This is a genomic window from Bacillus tianshenii (genome assembly GCA_020524525.2).
In the GTDB taxonomy this organism is placed as follows: Bacteria; Bacillota; Bacilli; order Bacillales; family Bacillaceae_N; genus Bacillus_AV.
This window is the reverse complement of record CP129018.1, coordinates 1,166,119-1,182,048: the sequence shown is the minus strand read 5'-3', so window position 1 is coordinate 1,182,048 and position 15,930 is coordinate 1,166,119. Positions and strand designations below refer to the sequence as shown.

Annotated in this window: 13 protein-coding genes; 2 read left to right on the top strand and 11 right to left on the bottom strand. The window is 42.1% G+C overall.

What is annotated here, in order from left to right:
• Positions 1 to 104: 104 nt before the first annotated feature.
• A complete protein-coding gene (locus tag LC040_05835) occupies positions 105 to 713 on the top strand; it encodes a trimeric intracellular cation channel family protein (GenBank protein WLR52420.1) in 609 nt (202 codons plus the stop codon).
• Here the strand turns inward: LC040_05835 and spoVK are convergent.
• Positions 710 to 1,645, bottom strand: a complete 936-nt coding sequence (spoVK, locus tag LC040_05830; GenBank protein ID WLR52419.1) for a stage V sporulation protein K — start codon at positions 1,643 to 1,645, stop codon at positions 710 to 712. The genes LC040_05835 and spoVK overlap by 4 nt on opposite strands.
• 137 nt (positions 1,646 to 1,782) lie before the next feature.
• Here spoVK and LC040_05825 point away from each other — a divergent pair, with 137 nt between their 5' ends.
• On the top strand, positions 1,783 to 2,736 hold the full coding sequence (locus LC040_05825) for a site-specific integrase (protein WLR52418.1): 954 nt from the start codon (positions 1,783 to 1,785) through the stop codon (positions 2,734 to 2,736).
• 42 nt (positions 2,737 to 2,778) lie between these two features.
• Here the strand turns inward: LC040_05825 and hfq are convergent, their stop codons facing one another.
• The 10 genes from hfq to LC040_05775 all read right to left on the bottom strand — a co-directional run bounded on the left by hfq (position 2,779) and on the right by LC040_05775 (position 15,904).
• Complete coding sequence (hfq, locus tag LC040_05820) at positions 2,779 to 3,003, bottom strand: RNA chaperone Hfq (GenBank protein WLR52417.1); 225 nt, start codon at positions 3,001 to 3,003, stop codon at positions 2,779 to 2,781.
• Between the two features lie 33 nt (positions 3,004 to 3,036).
• A complete protein-coding gene (gene miaA / locus LC040_05815; protein WLR52416.1) occupies positions 3,037 to 3,981 on the bottom strand; it encodes a tRNA (adenosine(37)-N6)-dimethylallyltransferase MiaA in 945 nt (314 codons plus the stop codon).
• Positions 3,982 to 4,086: 105 nt separating this feature from the next.
• Complete coding sequence (gene mutL, locus LC040_05810) at positions 4,087 to 5,958, bottom strand: DNA mismatch repair endonuclease MutL (GenBank protein WLR52415.1); 1,872 nt, start codon at positions 5,956 to 5,958, stop codon at positions 4,087 to 4,089.
• 16 nt (positions 5,959 to 5,974) lie between these two features.
• Entirely contained in the window at positions 5,975 to 8,590 is a 2,616-nt protein-coding gene (mutS, locus tag LC040_05805; GenBank protein WLR52414.1) for a DNA mismatch repair protein MutS, read from the bottom strand.
• Between the two features lie 540 nt (positions 8,591 to 9,130).
• The gene (locus LC040_05800; GenBank protein WLR52413.1) at positions 9,131 to 9,700 is read right to left on the bottom strand and encodes an outer spore coat protein CotE; all 570 of its coding nucleotides are present in this window, start codon (positions 9,698 to 9,700) and stop codon (positions 9,131 to 9,133) included.
• 298 nt (positions 9,701 to 9,998) lie between these two features.
• Positions 9,999 to 10,436, bottom strand: a complete 438-nt coding sequence (locus LC040_05795; GenBank protein WLR52412.1) for a RicAFT regulatory complex protein RicA family protein — start codon at positions 10,434 to 10,436, stop codon at positions 9,999 to 10,001.
• Positions 10,437 to 11,990 carry a tRNA (N6-isopentenyl adenosine(37)-C2)-methylthiotransferase MiaB gene (gene miaB / locus LC040_05790; protein ID WLR52411.1) on the bottom strand — a complete coding sequence of 518 codons (1,554 nt, stop codon included), beginning with the start codon at positions 11,988 to 11,990 and terminating at the stop codon, positions 10,437 to 10,439. It abuts the gene before it with no gap.
• A gap of 136 nt (positions 11,991 to 12,126) precedes the next feature.
• Positions 12,127 to 12,993, bottom strand: a complete 867-nt coding sequence (locus LC040_05785; protein ID WLR52410.1) for a 2-oxoacid:ferredoxin oxidoreductase subunit beta — start codon at positions 12,991 to 12,993, stop codon at positions 12,127 to 12,129.
• Positions 12,994 to 12,995: 2 nt separating this feature from the next.
• On the bottom strand, positions 12,996 to 14,741 hold the full coding sequence (locus LC040_05780; GenBank protein ID WLR52409.1) for a 2-oxoacid:acceptor oxidoreductase subunit alpha: 1,746 nt from the start codon (positions 14,739 to 14,741) through the stop codon (positions 12,996 to 12,998).
• Positions 14,742 to 14,980: 239 nt separating this feature from the next.
• The gene (locus tag LC040_05775) at positions 14,981 to 15,904 is read right to left on the bottom strand and encodes a dipeptidase (protein WLR52408.1); all 924 of its coding nucleotides are present in this window, start codon (positions 15,902 to 15,904) and stop codon (positions 14,981 to 14,983) included.
• Positions 15,905 to 15,930: the final 26 nt, after the last annotated feature.

Here is a 15,930-nt window from a genome sequence, read left to right as displayed (position 1 = left end):
CACATAACAATCGCCTATAGAATCTTTATCTTGAAGTTTTCAACAGAAGCCTTTAAAATTCATATGTTATCAATTGAAAGGGTTGTAAGTAAGGGGGAGTATACATGTCATGGGAGATTTTAAATATTATCGGTACAGTTGCTTTTGCGATCAGCGGAGCAATTGTAGCAATGGAAGAGGAATATGATATTTTCGGAGTTTATATATTAGGACTTGCGACAGCCTTTGGCGGCGGCGCGATTCGGAATTTATTAATCGGAGTGCCTGTTTCGGCCCTTTGGGACCAAGGATTTCTATTTACGTTAGCAATTATTGTGATGACGCTTTTATTTCTTTTCCCAAACAGTGTCTTAAAGCCTTGGCGGCGTTTTGGTACATTGACAGATGCTATCGGCTTAGGGGCGTTCGCGATTCAAGGGGCACTGTATGCAACCGAAATGAATCACCCGCTAAGTGCAGTAATAGTAGCCGCCGTCCTAACAGGAAGCGGCGGCGGGATGGTTCGTGATGTACTGGCCGGTCGAAAACCAATTGTTTTAAGAGCTGAAATCTATGCGTTATGGGCTGTTTTTGCAGGGTTAGTCATTGGTACAGGTATTGCCAGTGAAGCATGGCATTATTACTTACTGCTTACTGCTGTCGTCACGTTACGAATGGCTTCTCTCTACTATCAATGGAAATTACCATATCGTTCATTAACAAGCGGGCATTAAAGGGTTAAATCACGGCTTCTAATCGTCATTAAGTCTTTTTTCGAGAATTCTTTGTGATGAAGAAGCCGCATTGCTTGTGTACGAACGGCTTTTTCGACGATGTTCCGTACGTACCTGCCGTTGCTGAATACTTGCTGATGATCACGCTTCATCTCAATGTGATCCTGTAATTTCACCTGGGCTTCTTGCGAAAGAATATATTCCCGTTCTTCAAACATCAAATCCGCAATCTGCATTAATTCGCCAATTGAATAATCTGGAAAATCAATAATGATCGGAAACCGTGAACGCAGACCAGGGTTGAGAGACAGAAAGTAATCCATCTCTTTCGGATACCCTGCCAAAATTAAAATGAAATGCTCTCGCTCCTCTTCCATATGATTGACAAGTGTATCAATCGCTTCCTTCCCAAAATCTTTTTCACCTCCGCGTGAAAGGGAATAGGCCTCATCAACAAATAAAATTCCTCCCATTGCTTTTTTGACAAGCTGTCTCGTTTTTTGAGCGGTATGACCGATATATTCACCGACTAAATCTGCCCGTTCTGCTTCGATTAAATGTCCCTTCGTTAAAATATTCATATCTTTCAGCAGCTTCCCGATTAATTTGGCAACCGTTGTTTTTCCTGTGCCTGGATTTCCACGAAACATCATGTGTAGTGCTTGATTGCTTTGTTTTAGACCTGCTTCTTTTCGTTTTTCATTTACATAGAGCCATGCATATATTTCGCGAAGCATTTCTTTTATATCATTGAGGCCGACCAGCTTATTCATTTCATCTTCAATTTGCTGAAGCGGTGCGTGATGTTCAATCACTTGGGCTTTTTCCTTTGTTTGTACGGGGGCCTCCCGTACGAGCGCGGTTTCTTGATGCTTTTTCTTCAATACAATGTTAATCTGCCCATTCTTTTTCGTTGAAAGTGGCTGCTCCACGCCTCTCACCCCTTTTCTAACTAGTGTTTGTTTTAAACAAAAAGTGTGACAAATGCATAGTTCCTAAGTAAATGTATATGCAAATTTGTTATAATTAGAAAGGAAGAGATGTCTTAAAATGACAGGGGGCCTAAAAAATGAACATGCTGCACGAAACGATCTTGCCAGATGATGTTGTTTCATACCTGGAATACCTAGCTGCACAAGGCCGACGACCGTCTACGATTAAACGTTATAAATATGACTTAGAGGATTTCTTCCGATATATGAACGAGCAGCAAAAAGACCCAAAGAAATGGAAAACATTCAGCAATGAAGATTATCATACTTTTTTTCATATCCTTCTAACAGAACGTCATTACTCGCTAGCAACGATGAAGCGGATGCACACGGTGTTAAAACGGCTGAACCGCTTTTATCAAATCAAACACAATCCGCCAGAGATCAGCATGCATCTTGAAAAGAAACGTCTCGGCGCAGATGACTTTATTCAAGAAGCAGAGAAAGAGAAATTATTACAGACAGTGGTCTCCACAAAAGGGCTGACGGATAATCAGCTTAAAGCGCGACATTTATTGTTTGATCGGAATCTCTCAATTGTTCGTTTGCTGCTTGATTACGGTCTAACCCTGCATGAATTGGCATCATTACGGATGAAAGATGTACATTTTGAACGAAATGAACTCGATATCCCGTCTGTTTCAAGTCTGGCTCGTACGATTAAGCTATCAGATGAAGATAAGCAGCTGCTGTACCGTTATTTGAAAACAATCCCTGAGCCAGTTAGGCCGCGCTATCACAGCCACGACCCGCTATTTGCAGCGTTTGACTTTCAACGGTGTACGTATCGCTGGGTGTATGAGAAGGACGCGCCAAAACGGTTGACGGAAATTGCGATTCAGAAGATGATTCGTGAGGAAATTGCCCGCGCTGGGCTTCGAAAAGGAATCAGCGCACAGCATATGCGAAATACATGCATCATAAACCAAATACAAGAAGGGCTGTCTGCAGAAGACATCCAGCGCCATTTCGGCTTCAAAACCCCGCTTTCCTTAAAGCGCTTTTATAACTATTTGAGTACTCGGGAGTAATTAATAAACCCCTATCCATAATGGACAGGGGTTGTTGTATGCTTATTCAAAATCAATTTGCACGTTACGCTGTGGAGCAAATGTTGAAATGGCATGTTTGTAGATCATTTGTTGCTTCCCATCTGTTTCAAATAAAACAGTGAAGTTATCAAAGCCTTTCACTGTACCGCGCAATTGAAAACCGTTTAAGAGATAAACCGTTACGAATGTGTTGTCTTTGCGGAGCTGGTTCAAAAATTGGTCTTGAATGTTGACGGATTGTTTCATCTTTTTACAGTCCTCCTCATTTTCTCTTTATGTTTAAACATTCGACTTTTCCCCAAGCTTTCCTGCAATATATTCTAAAATTTCTTCAACCTTTTTATCGAAATCGCCTTCTGTTAAATCAAACCATTCGATTGCCATTTTGTTTTTAAACCATGTAAATTGACGTTTCGCATATCGGCGTGAGTTTTGTTTTAACTGTTCAACCGCTTCTTCCATCGTACACTTTCCTTCAATGGCCTCAATGATCTCTTTGTAGCCGATTGCTTGAGAGGCCTGCGTGCCGCTCAACCCTTGTTCATACAATCGCTTTACCTCATCCACTAGCCCTTCGGATACCATTTCATCCACACGTGTATTAATGCGTTCATACAATTGCTCACGATCTGAGGTCAAGCCAATGATTGCATGCTGATAACGCGGCTGGGCTGACTGCTGTTTTTGATAGTCAGTCATTGTCATCCCTGTCGTACGGTAGACTTCAAGCGCCCGTACGACACGGCGGACGTTATTCGGATGAATATTCTCAGCAGCCTGCGGGTCAACCTCTTGAAGCTTTCGATGCAGCGCATCATTTCCGTGTTCAGTCGCATACACTTCAAGCTCCCGGCGAAGCTCGTCATCGCCTGTTGCTTCTGAGAAGCGATAATCATAAAGTACTGATTGAATATAAAGCCCTGTTCCACCGACAATTATCGGTAGCCGTCCGCGTGACTGAATCTCTTGAATATGCTTTTGAACACGTGATTGAAATTCAGCTACTGAGAAAGACTCGTGAAAATCTTTTATATCAAGCATATGATGCACGATTCCTTGGCGCTCTTCTTCCGTTGCTTTCGCTGTACCGATATCCATGCTCCGATAAATTTGCATCGAATCACCGCTAATCACTTCGCCATTTAACCGCTTTGCAAGCTCGACGCCAAGCTTTGTTTTTCCGACCGCTGTTGGTCCTACAATTGCCAATACCTTTTCTTTCATTGCCACCATCCTAGACAAACTGTTTACTTCATGGGTGGTCTACATCATGATAACAGTAGACCATTCTACTCAACTTCGATGTGTTTTAAACCTTTCTTACCTTACTTACATAATTCGCTTAAACATTTTCTCCATTTCATACGTTGAAAAATGTAAAATAATTGGTCTGCCATGTGGACATGTAAATGGGTCCGTTGACTTTCGGAGTGTTTCGAGCAATTCAAAGATTTCATCCTGACGCAAATGATGATTCGCTTTTATTGATTTCTTACAAGACATCATAATCGCCGCTTCTTCACGGAGCTTTTTAAGATCAACCTTCTTGGATTGAATGACTTGTTCAATGATTTCCTCAATCACTTCCTGCTCAAACCCTTTCGGAAACCACCTAGGATGTGAGCGGACAATATAGCTCTGTGGCCCGAACGTTTCTAAGAATATTCCAACTTCCTGTAATTCATCAAGATGAGCTTCAATTGCAAGACATTCATCTCGACTGAATTCAAATGTTAACGGCATGAGTAGCTCTTGTACTTCAGGCTCCACTTCGCCTACCTTTTCACGGAAGAATTCATATTTAATCCGTTCCTGTGCAGCATGCTGATCAATAATATACAGTCCGTTTTCGTTTTGTGCCATTATATAAGTGCCATGCATCTGGCCAATCGGATACAGCGGTGGTACGCGAGAAGACTCCACTTTTTCTTCTTCAGCTTCGGGTTGTTCATTCTCTGGTTCTTCAACGACAGATTCTTCGATCACTGGTGCTGGCTCACGTATAAGGTTAGAGCTTTCGCTTTCTTGATCGCTATGTGTTAGAAACACTGGCTCTGATTGATCTGGTTCTGTTTGAATTGGCTTTGTTTGGATTGATTTTGTTTCCGGGACAGCTGGTTTTGATGGAGGTGTTGTTCGATGCTCAAAGGAAAACATCTGTTGTTCACTTTCCACCTTTGTCCGCTTTGGCGCCTTTTCAACAGCTGGAATTAATGTTTCTTCTCTAAGCGCTTCTTGAATACCATCTGTAATTAACTGCATCAATTCTTTTTCCTTACTAAGCCGGACTTCAAGCTTAGCAGGGTGAACATTCACATCGACAAGCAGTGGGTCCATCTCAATATGAAGCAGAACAATTGGGTACCTGCCAATCGGAAGAAGCGTGTGATAGCCTTCTTGAATTGCTTTTAATAGTGGATAGTTTTTAATAAAACGACCATTTACAATCGTTGACATGTAATTGCGTGATGCTCTTGTAATTTCCGGCTTTGCAATATAGCCATGAATTTCAAAATCTATCGAGCGCCAGTGGATCTTTTTCATTTGCCGTGCTGTTTTTGTGCCATAGATAGACGCGAGCACCTGTAACAAATCACCATTTCCATTTGTATAAAGTAACTTCTTTCCGTTATGTGCGAGCCGAAAGGAAATGTGTGGGTGGGCAAGTGCCATACGATTTACAACATCGGTTATGTTGCCAAGCTCCGTATGAACCGTTTTCATATATTTCAAGCGGGCTGGTGTGTTGAAAAAGAGGTTATCAACCTTGATCTCTGTCCCTTTACGACTGTCTGATTGCGTCTTTTCTTCAAAGATGCCTCCGTTTATTTTTAGAAGCGTGCCTGCATTCTCGCCTGTACTCGTCTTAATTTCCATTTCAGAAACAGAAGCAATACTTGGAAGCGCCTCCCCGCGGAAACCGAGTGTTGTAATGCGGAATAAGTCACTTTCATGCTTGATTTTACTTGTGGCATGCCGTTCAAATGCGAGGACTGCATCTTCTTCATCCATTCCGTCACCATTATCGACAATACGGATTTTTGCTAGACCGGCTTCCTCTACTTCAATGGAAACGCGTGTGCTGTTTGCATCAATCGCATTTTCAATCAGCTCTTTTACAACAGATGCAGGCCGTTCGACGACCTCCCCTGCTGCAATTTGGTTGGAAAGCTGTGCTTCTAATTGCTGAATTTTGCCCACACCATCACCTCATTTCTTACTTTCTTTTTAACGTCTTTTGCAGACTGTATAATTCATTCATCGCATCAAGCGGTGTCATTTCTAATAAATCAAGCTCCTCTAATGCTTGTAAAATTTTCTGTTCATTCTTACTTAGCTTTGGTTTTTCAGTTGGTTGCTCTGTTTGGAAGAAGGACAACTGTTGTTCCGGCTCTTTGACTACTTCTTCATTACCTCCCTGCCGTTCTGTTTGGGCAGAAGGCTTTGTATCTTTAACATCCGCTGTTTCTAATTCAGCTAAAATAACCTTCGCTCGTTCAATTAATGATGGCGGTAATTCCGCAAGCTCTGCCACATGAATTCCGTAGCTGCGGTCTGCCGCTCCTTCTTGGACTTTATGCAGAAACACAACACGGCCCTGCTCTTCAACTGCACGTACATGTACATTTTGTAAATTACAAAGCGCACCTGCAAGCTGTGTCAGCTCATGATAATGAGTCGAAAACAGTGTTTTTGCGCCAATTTCATCATGAATGTATTCAATAATTGCCTGAGCAAGTGCCATGCCATCATAAGTTGAGGTTCCACGGCCTATCTCATCAAGCAGAATCAAACTATCCTGCGTAGCCTTTGTTAGTGCATTCTTCGCTTCAAGCATCTCCACCATAAACGTACTTTGACCTGCGACAAGATCATCTGCTGCGCCAATGCGGGTAAAAACTTGGTCAAAGATTGGTAGTACCGCCTCATCTGCAGGTACAAAGCAGCCAACTTGCGCCATAATAGCTGTTAGGGCAACTTGGCGCATATACGTACTCTTACCCGACATGTTTGGCCCTGTAATTAATAGAAGTTCACGATTTTTATTCATGGAACAGTCGTTTTCGACGTACTCATTATGCTCCATCACTTTCTCGACAACAGGATGACGGCCACCTTCAATGTTGATTTCTCGATTTGTTGAAAATTGAGGCCTTACATACCCGTATTCATCACTAATCGTCGCAAAGCATTGAAGGACGTCCATTTCACTAACAAACTTAGCGATCGCTTGAAGACTTGGTATATATTCTTTCACTTTCTCACGCAATGTTAGGAAAAGCTCATATTCTAAGTCGACGCTTTTTTCTTCTGCTTCTAAAATAAGTGATTCTTTTTCTTTTAATTCTGGCGTAATGTAACGCTCAGCATTTGTTAACGTCTGCTTTCGTTCATAACGTCCTTCTGGCAGCAAGTGTAAGTTTGCTTTTGTCACTTCGATATAGTAGCCAAACACTTTGTTGTAGCCGACTTTTAGTGAGCGGATACCGGTTTGCTGGCGTTCTTGCTGTTCCAATGCGGCAATCCACTCTTTCCCATTACGTGAAGCATCCCGGTAACGGTCTAGGTCCTCATTGAAACCGTCCTTTATAATTCCGCCTTCTTTCACAGAAATCGGAGGCTGAGCATGAATACCGTTTTCAAGCAACTCATGAAGCTCTTCACAAGGGTCCACGCGTTTTGCTAAATCGACCGCATATGGATGCTCAAGCTTACCGACAAGCTCCACAATTGCCGGGACTTGTCCAAGAGACTGCTTTAATTGAAGCAAATCACGTGCATTGACGTTTCCATATGCGACACGTCCTGCTAAGCGTTCAATGTCATAGACTTCTTTTAACAGCTCCCGTAAATCTTCACGCTCAAAGAATTGCTCTAACAGTGTCTGCACCATCGTTAAACGATTTTCAATTGTTTCCTTGTTTAAGAGAGGACGCTCAAGCCATTGTTTTAACAATCGTCCGCCCATGGCTGTGACCGTTTTATCAAGCAGCCATAGCAATGAACCCTTTTTCCCCTTCGTCCTTATCGTCTCGATTAATTCTAAGTTCCGCTTTGAATGCAAATCAAGCTTCATATATTGGTTAATTTGATAGTATTCTACTTGCTGTAAATGTTCCAATGAACGCTTCTGTGTACGAATTAAATAATTAAAAAGCCTTCCCACCGTTTCACGAAGCTTTGTCTGCTCTAGCTTCTTAACAAGCGCCACCATCTCAGAAGGAATGACGGATTGCTCTTCATACGAGACCGTTAATGGCAGCCTGTCACATAATGTCTTTGCTGCTGTTTCACTTACGTCCGTCCGCAGTACCACTTCACGTGCCGACACACCGTACAGCTCACCCGCTACATCCGTCCAGTCCCCAGTCAGCAATGTGACGCGGCTTTCCCCAGTTGTTAAATCCGTAAATGCAATCCCAAATGACCCATCATCAAAATCAGTCACCGAGGCTATGTAGTTATTATCCTTTTCATCAAGCGCTTTGCCTTCCATTACCGTCCCAGGTGTAATCAGCTGAACAACTTCCCGCTTCACAACTCCTTTTGCTTGCTTCGGGTCTTCTGTTTGTTCGCAAATCGCGACTTTATATCCTTTTTCAACTAATTGATGAATATAATTATGCGAGGAATGATGCGGAACACCGCACATCGGAATACGGTCTTTCCCGCCATCACGACTCGTTAATGTAATCTCAAGTTCCTTGGACGCCTTCACCGCATCTTCAAAGAACATCTCATAGAAATCTCCTAAACGAAAAAACAAAAAGGCATCCGGATAGTCTGCCTTAATTCTCAAATATTGCTGCATCATCGGCGTCTGTTTAGCCATTATCCTTCCTCCAACATCCATAGTTCTCCGTAGCACATTATAACATAATTATAAGAAAAGCGGAGAAAGGCGTTTAGGCTGTCCGATTGCTGGAGCCTTCACACAGAGAGGCGCCCTTTGCCTCGGAGTAGGATGGCGACGCAATTCGCGCAGCCTGCCTTTCGCAGCTAGACAAATCAATAAGCGGAGAAAGGCGCTCAGGCTGTCCGTTTGCTGGAGCCTTCACACAGAGAGGCGCTCTTTGCCTCGGAGTGGGAAGGCGAAGCAACTCGCGCAGCCTGCCTTTCGCAGCTAGACAAATCAATAAGCGGAGGCGGCTCGCTCAGGGGCGACAAGCATAAGACAGATTGCGGAGAGGACCGCCCTTTGTCCTCGCAGCAATCTGTCTTATGACCTCGAGCCCCTAGCCGCCGTAGCTGGACAAATCGAAAGCGGAGAAAGGCGCTCAGGCTGTCCGTTTGCTGGAGCCTTCACACATAGAGGTGTTTTACTTACAAAAAAAAGCGCTTCTCCGCCAAGAAGAAACGCTTGCGTTGCTACCTATTCATCTGAATCGTCGTCACCTAAGAACTCTGTATCGATTTCGTCTAACTCTTCATCCGTAATTTCGGACTCGTCAATGTCGTCAAATTCATCCTCACAAGCACACGGATAAACCTTCACACATACTTTTGTTTCCCCGATTACCTCTGCAAGGAATTCACGTTCAACTTGAACAATTACCTTGCATCCATTCGGGGAAATTGTTGCTTCTAAGCAATTTGGCTGCTGTAGAACACGCACAATGACTTCTAAATCATCCACAAGACAATTTTCATCCTTTGATGAAAGCGGCACAATATCTTTGTATGAGATCGTTTCAGTAACAACTTCTGTCTTTGTATTACCGCTATAGGAATACCAAATGTTACAATCGTAACGACCATCAACCTCTACACAGTCACCTTTTTTCTTTGCATCATATTTGTGATTAATAATCCAACACCCAAGGATGCTCGTCGGATTGTGAGAAGGTGTGACCGTATTTTTCGCTTGTGTAAATTTTCGGCCTTTACCGCAAACAGCTTTTGTTATAATCTCTCTAAAATGACTATCCCGTTCATGTGACATAAGAGCTAATACCTCCTCATTCAATGGTTCACTCCTAGCCTATGCGTGACAACTGCCCAATGTGCCCATTTTGTACAATGTGTAAGACAACAACTATCCCTATCCATGCGTCTGTTTGTTTATCGGTTCTTACACCGTTAATGCCGACTCAGATGATAGCTATAAAAATACTTCCCTAACATTGTATGCGCCCTCTTTCAATTCAGAACGAAACATTTTACTTTTAATATAGTACGTGAAATTTTAAACTTAAAAATAAGAAAAGCCGACAGTACGAACTGTCGACTTCTTCGACTTCTTAATGGTCGTGGTCGCCGCAATTTGAGCCTGTTGCAACCTTCGAACCTGTTTCACCGCGCAGCACATCGCCGCCTGTTGCTTTAATAATCTCATCTGTTACGGTATTTGAAATTGTTGAAGAAACAATTTGAAGCAAGTCATTTACTTCTGTTTGTGAATCCTTAAATTCTTGTACAATCGGAATCTCATCTAGCTCTTTTGTTAATTCATCCAGCTTCGTTTCCGCTTGTTTTAATGCTTCTGTTTTTCCGTAGTGCTGAAAGTTAACAGCTTGTTTTTGATAAGCTTTGATCGCCTTCATTAGCCGTTGTACTTTCTCATTCTCATTAATTTGAGATTCAGCACGTTTGAAGAAATCGACTTCCTCTGTCTCAGCAATCATTTTCGCAAGAGACTTTGCTTCATTAATAATGTCATTCTTTGTATACTTGCCCATTTAGTTCACCTCAACTGACTCGGCGATCATCTCACCGTCTAGTGTCCATGTTTTCGCTTCATTGATTTTGACTTTTACAATTTTTCCAATCGCTGACTTTGGTCCCTTGAAGTTCACAAGCTTACTCTTTTCTGTATAGCCTGCAAGAATATCTGGGTTATTCTTGCTTTCCCCTTCAACTAATACATCAACAATTTGGCCTTTGTATTTCTTCATCGCTTCTGCAGACTGTTCATTCACTAGCTTATTTAAACGCTGTAGACGCTCTTTCTTCACCCGCATCGGAATATTATCCTGCATTTTTGCAGCAGGTGTACCATCACGTGGCGAATAGATGAACGTATAAGCACTCTCGTAACCTACTTCACGCACTAGTGACAACGTCTCTTCGAATTGTTCGTCTGTTTCATTCGGAAAGCCGACAATAATATCGGTTGTAAGCGTCACATTCGGAATCGCTTCTTTAATCTTGCGGACTAATTCGATATACGATTCACGCGTGTATTTACGTGCCATTAACTTTAACACTTCAGAGCTTCCGGACTGTACTGGAAGATGAATGTGGTCAAGCAGATTGCCGCCTTTTGCGAGCACTTCGATTAGATGGTCATCAAAATCACGCGGGTGGCTTGTTGTAAAGCGAATGCGCGGAATATCAATTTTACGGATTTCATCCATCAAGTCACCAAGACCATAGTCAATATCCTCGAAGTCTTTTCCATATGCGTTTACGTTTTGACCAAGCAGGGTAATTTCTTGATAGCCTTGTGCTGCTAAGTGGCGAACCTCTTGAATGATATCATCTGGACGGCGGCTTCGCTCTTTTCCACGCGTATAAGGGACGATACAGTACGTACAGAATTTGTCACAGCCGTACATAATGTTCACCCATGCTTTAATATTACCTTGGCGGACTTTCGGAAGGTTCTCAATAACGTCGCCTTCTTTTGACCATACTTCGACAACACGTTCTTTTGAGAACATCGCTTCTTTCACAATTTGCGGGAGGCGATGGATATTATGTGTGCCAAAGATCATGTCAACCCAAGGGTATTTCTGATTGATTTTGTTGACGACAGACTCTTCCTGTGACATACAGCCACACACGCCGAGCAACAGGTCAGGGTTTTGTTTCTTAAGCGGCTTTAAGTGCCCAATTTCACCAAATACTTTGTTTTCAGCATTTTCTCGAATTGCACATGTATTTAACAAAATGACATCGGCATCATCAGTTGACATTGTCGCTTCAAAGCCAAGCATTTCAAAGATGCCTGCCATTACTTCTGTATCGTGATCATTCATTTGACAGCCGTACGTGCGAATATAGAACTTCTTGCCTTCCCCGATTCCTTGCATATCTTCTGGAATGGAAAAGTCACGATGCACTTTTACTGCTTCTTTACCACGCTTTTTCGCATCTTTTAATGATGGAGGCTGATAAGTTGATTCAAAAAATTTCGCAAAGTCGTCAGTCGTTTTTTCCTTAAGGGATTTTTTGTCCCCAGGATGAGAATCTTTCACTTGTGTCATTTCTTTTCGTTGCTGTTCGTTCATAAAACATACTCCTTTCACACATTAGGTACAGCATGTACAACAGTAAAATTATAAAGGTTTGAAGAAAATGGTGCAAGCATCTAAAACAGCAGTAAAACACCTGACCATCATTTTGATGATCAGGTGTTTGAATAAATTACATAAATTCAGCAACTAATTTGTCGAATTTCTCTTCGTCAATCTTAAGGTCAGCATGTGAAAGTGGTTCTTCTGAATAATTAGGTACAAGCTGCTGATAAGATTTTTGTTCTTTGTTTTGATAGATAAGACCTGTTACAAGACCATCTTTCTCCATCAATGTTTGCATCGCTTGCATGCGGTTAGAAGCGTCATAATCTTCAATGTCGCTTAGCTTTGTTAGGTTTTCTTTGAACCAGTCATATGTGTTTACTTTGTTGTATGTTACACATGGACTGAAGACGTTAATCAATGAGAAACCTTCATGCTGGATACCTTGCTCAATTAGTGATGTTAATTCTTTCAAATCACTTGAGAAGCTTTGTGCAACAAATGTTGCGCCAGCTGTAAGAGCTGTTTCCATCGCAGAAAGCGAAGATTCAATTGAGCCTTGAGGTGTACTCTTCGTCTTGAATCCAGCGCTGCTTCGTGGAGATGTTTGCCCTTTTGTTAAACCATAGATTTGGTTATCCATGATAATGTAAGTGATGTTAATGTTACGACGAATCGCATGAACGGTATGACCCATACCAATTGCGAAACCATCGCCGTCGCCGCCAGCCGCAACAACTGTTAAATCTTTATTTGCCATTTTCACACCTTGTGCAATTGGAAGTGCACGACCATGCACACCGTGGAAACCGTATGAATTAATGTATCCAGAAATACGCCCAGAACAACCGATACCAGAGATTACCGCTAAGTTATGTGGCTCAAGACCAACATTCGCTGCGGCACGCTGCATTGCTGCCTGTACCGAGAAATCTCCGCATCCAGGGCACCAATTGGGCTTCACTTGGTTACGAAACTCTTTGAATGTTGCCATGATTAGAACATCTCCTTAATTCTGTGGTGAATCTCGTTCGGCTTGAACGGATTACCGTCATATTTAAGCATACTTTCAATTTTATCATGATGGCCAAGGTTCATCTTAACGATGCTTGCTAATTGGCCTGTACCGTTATATTCAACAACGACAACTTTCTTCGCTGATTCCACTAGTGGTTTCATTTGCTCAACCGGGAATGGGTGAATTAAACGAATGTGAGCGTGGTTTACTTTGTAACCATCTGCTTCAAGACGTCCCATTGCTTCCTCAATTCCACCGCGCGTAGAGTTAAAACCTACGATCAGTACGTCAGCTTCATCATGCTTAGCATCAACATGTACTGGTGTAGGGAATTTTTCAGCTAGGTTGTTTAGCTTGCGCAAACGTTTATCCATTTGTGCTTTACGGTTTTCAGCAACCTCTGACGGGCGCCCGTTTTCACTATGTTCCACTCCAGTTACATGGTGAATACCATGCTTCATACCAGGAATAACACGTTTTGAGACACCGTCTTCTGTTACTGCATAACGCTTAAAGCTTTCTTTTGGCTCTAGCTCTGGAAGCTCTGCCTTCGGATCGAAGTTTCCACGACGAACTTCAATCTTACTGTAATCTAAAGGTTCAACTGTTTGCTTACCTAATGATACTTGTAGGTCAGTTAATAGAATAACTGGGCATTGATACTCTTCAGCAATGTTCAGCGCTTCAATTGCATCATAGAATGCTTCTTGAACCGTACTTGGTGCCATAACAACTTTTGGAATGTCACCGTGTGTACCAAAGATCATTGCCATAAGGTCTGATTGTTCAACTTTCGTTGGAAGACCTGTACTTGGGCCGCCACGCTGTGTATCAACAACAACAAGTGGTGTTTCTGTCATACCAGAAAGCCCGATTGCTTCCATCATAAGAGAAAGACCAGGACCAGCTGAAGCTGTTACCGCACGTGTACCTGCATAGTTTGCACCGATTGCCATCGTACAAGCTGCAATTTCATCTTCAGTTTGAATAACCGTTCCACCGAAATCAGGAAGCTTCTTAATAAGATATTCCATAATTTCAGAAGCAGGTGTAATTGGATATGCAGGCATGAAACGAACGCCGCCTGATAGGAAGCCCATTGCAATCGCATCGTTTCCGATCATGAACAGGCGTTTATTGCCGTCTGCTTTTTCAAGCTGCATCATTTGAACGTTGCCGCCTGATTGTTCCTTTATGTACTGAGCACCTTGCTTGATTGCTTCCATGTTTTTTTCGACAATCTTTTCACCTTTACGGCCGAAGATTTCCTGAACAACTTCACGGAACTCTTCCACTTCAAGATCAAGGACTGCACTTGAGGCGCCAACAGCAACCATGTTTTTCATTAATGATGTGCCAAGCTCTGTTGCAATTTCAGTAAATGGTACCGCATATAGCGTTACATTGCTGCCTTCTGGGATTGTTGGGTTGAATTTAGCGTCTGCAATTACAACCCCACCTTCGTGAAGTTCGTCGAAGTTTACATCAATTGTCTCTTGGTCAAACGCTACTAATATATCAAGATCATCTGAGATTGAGCGTACTTGTGTCGTGCTGACACGAATTTTGTTATTTGTATGTCCACCTTTAATACGTGAAGAGAAGTGACGATAGCCATATAGATAATAGCCAAGGCGATTTAAAGCAATGGCAAAAATCTCACCTGTACTTTCAATCCCTTCCCCTTGTTGTCCGCCAACTTTCCATGAAAGTTGATTGATCATTTTTTACACCCCTTTAGTTATGCAATCATTATTACAAATCTTTGTATAATTTTATTGTAGCACTATTCTAACTATTTTCCGTCCACTTTAAAACACGTACTCTTTCATTCGCGCTTTTTCGAAGTGAAGTGAAATTAGATATGTACTAAACGATTTCAATTCTAGACCTATCGCATCAAAAATGCAAGTACTAGAATATTATTTTTGACAACTTTGTGTATTTTCATTCAATTCTACGATTAAACGAGAAAATCGTTGTAAAAGTTCGAAAAAAGAAATTTTTCCACTTGTGAATCTGAATAATTATTCAGTAATGCATTGATAAGTTTTTCATAGGTATGATAGCGTTCTAACCCCTTAACTGTCTTATCGATTCCATCAAAGTCAGACCCAAAGCCGACATAATCTTCTCCACCTAGTGAGCAGAGGTGATCGAGGTGATGAAGGACGTCTGTTAAGGCAGCTTGTTCATTATCACACAAAAATTGCGGTACAAAGGTCACACCAATACGTCCATCGTGTTCAAACATCGCTTTTATTTGATTATCCGTTAAGTTACGTGGATGACCGCAAAGCGCCTTGGCGTTCGAATGGGTTGCAATTGGCTTGTGTGCTGTTTCCATTACATCCCAAAAAGCCTGCTCACATAAATGCGACACATCAGTCCAAAGGTTGTAGGCATTATTAATGGCAACTAACCTTTTCCCAAAAGATGATAAGCCTGCTCCACGTTCTTCTAATACACCATCTGCTGCTAAGTTCGCATAATTCCAAGTAAGCCCGACAGAGCGGACACCTAAGCGCAGTAGCGTTTCATAATTTAAAACACTTCCTTCGACTGCATCTACCCCTTCTAACGTCAAAATGGCTCCTATTTCATCACTTTGCAGTGCAGTTAAGTCATGACGAGTTAAAATCGGCTTCATCTTTGCAAACGGTTCGATCACTTTTTTGTAAAAGATATCGACCATTTGTAATGCTGCTTGGAATTTCGTTCCATATGGGACATCGTCAGGCACAAAAATCGCAAAGCATTGCACTTTCCCACCTGTCTGCTGCAGCTGTTCATATGTAATATGTAAGTGTGGGGAATCTTCAAAAGACAATGTCGGATCTTTCCATAATTGATATAAAACATCACAGTGGGCATCAAAGATTTTCAACTAACTCGTCTCCACCTTTCTATATG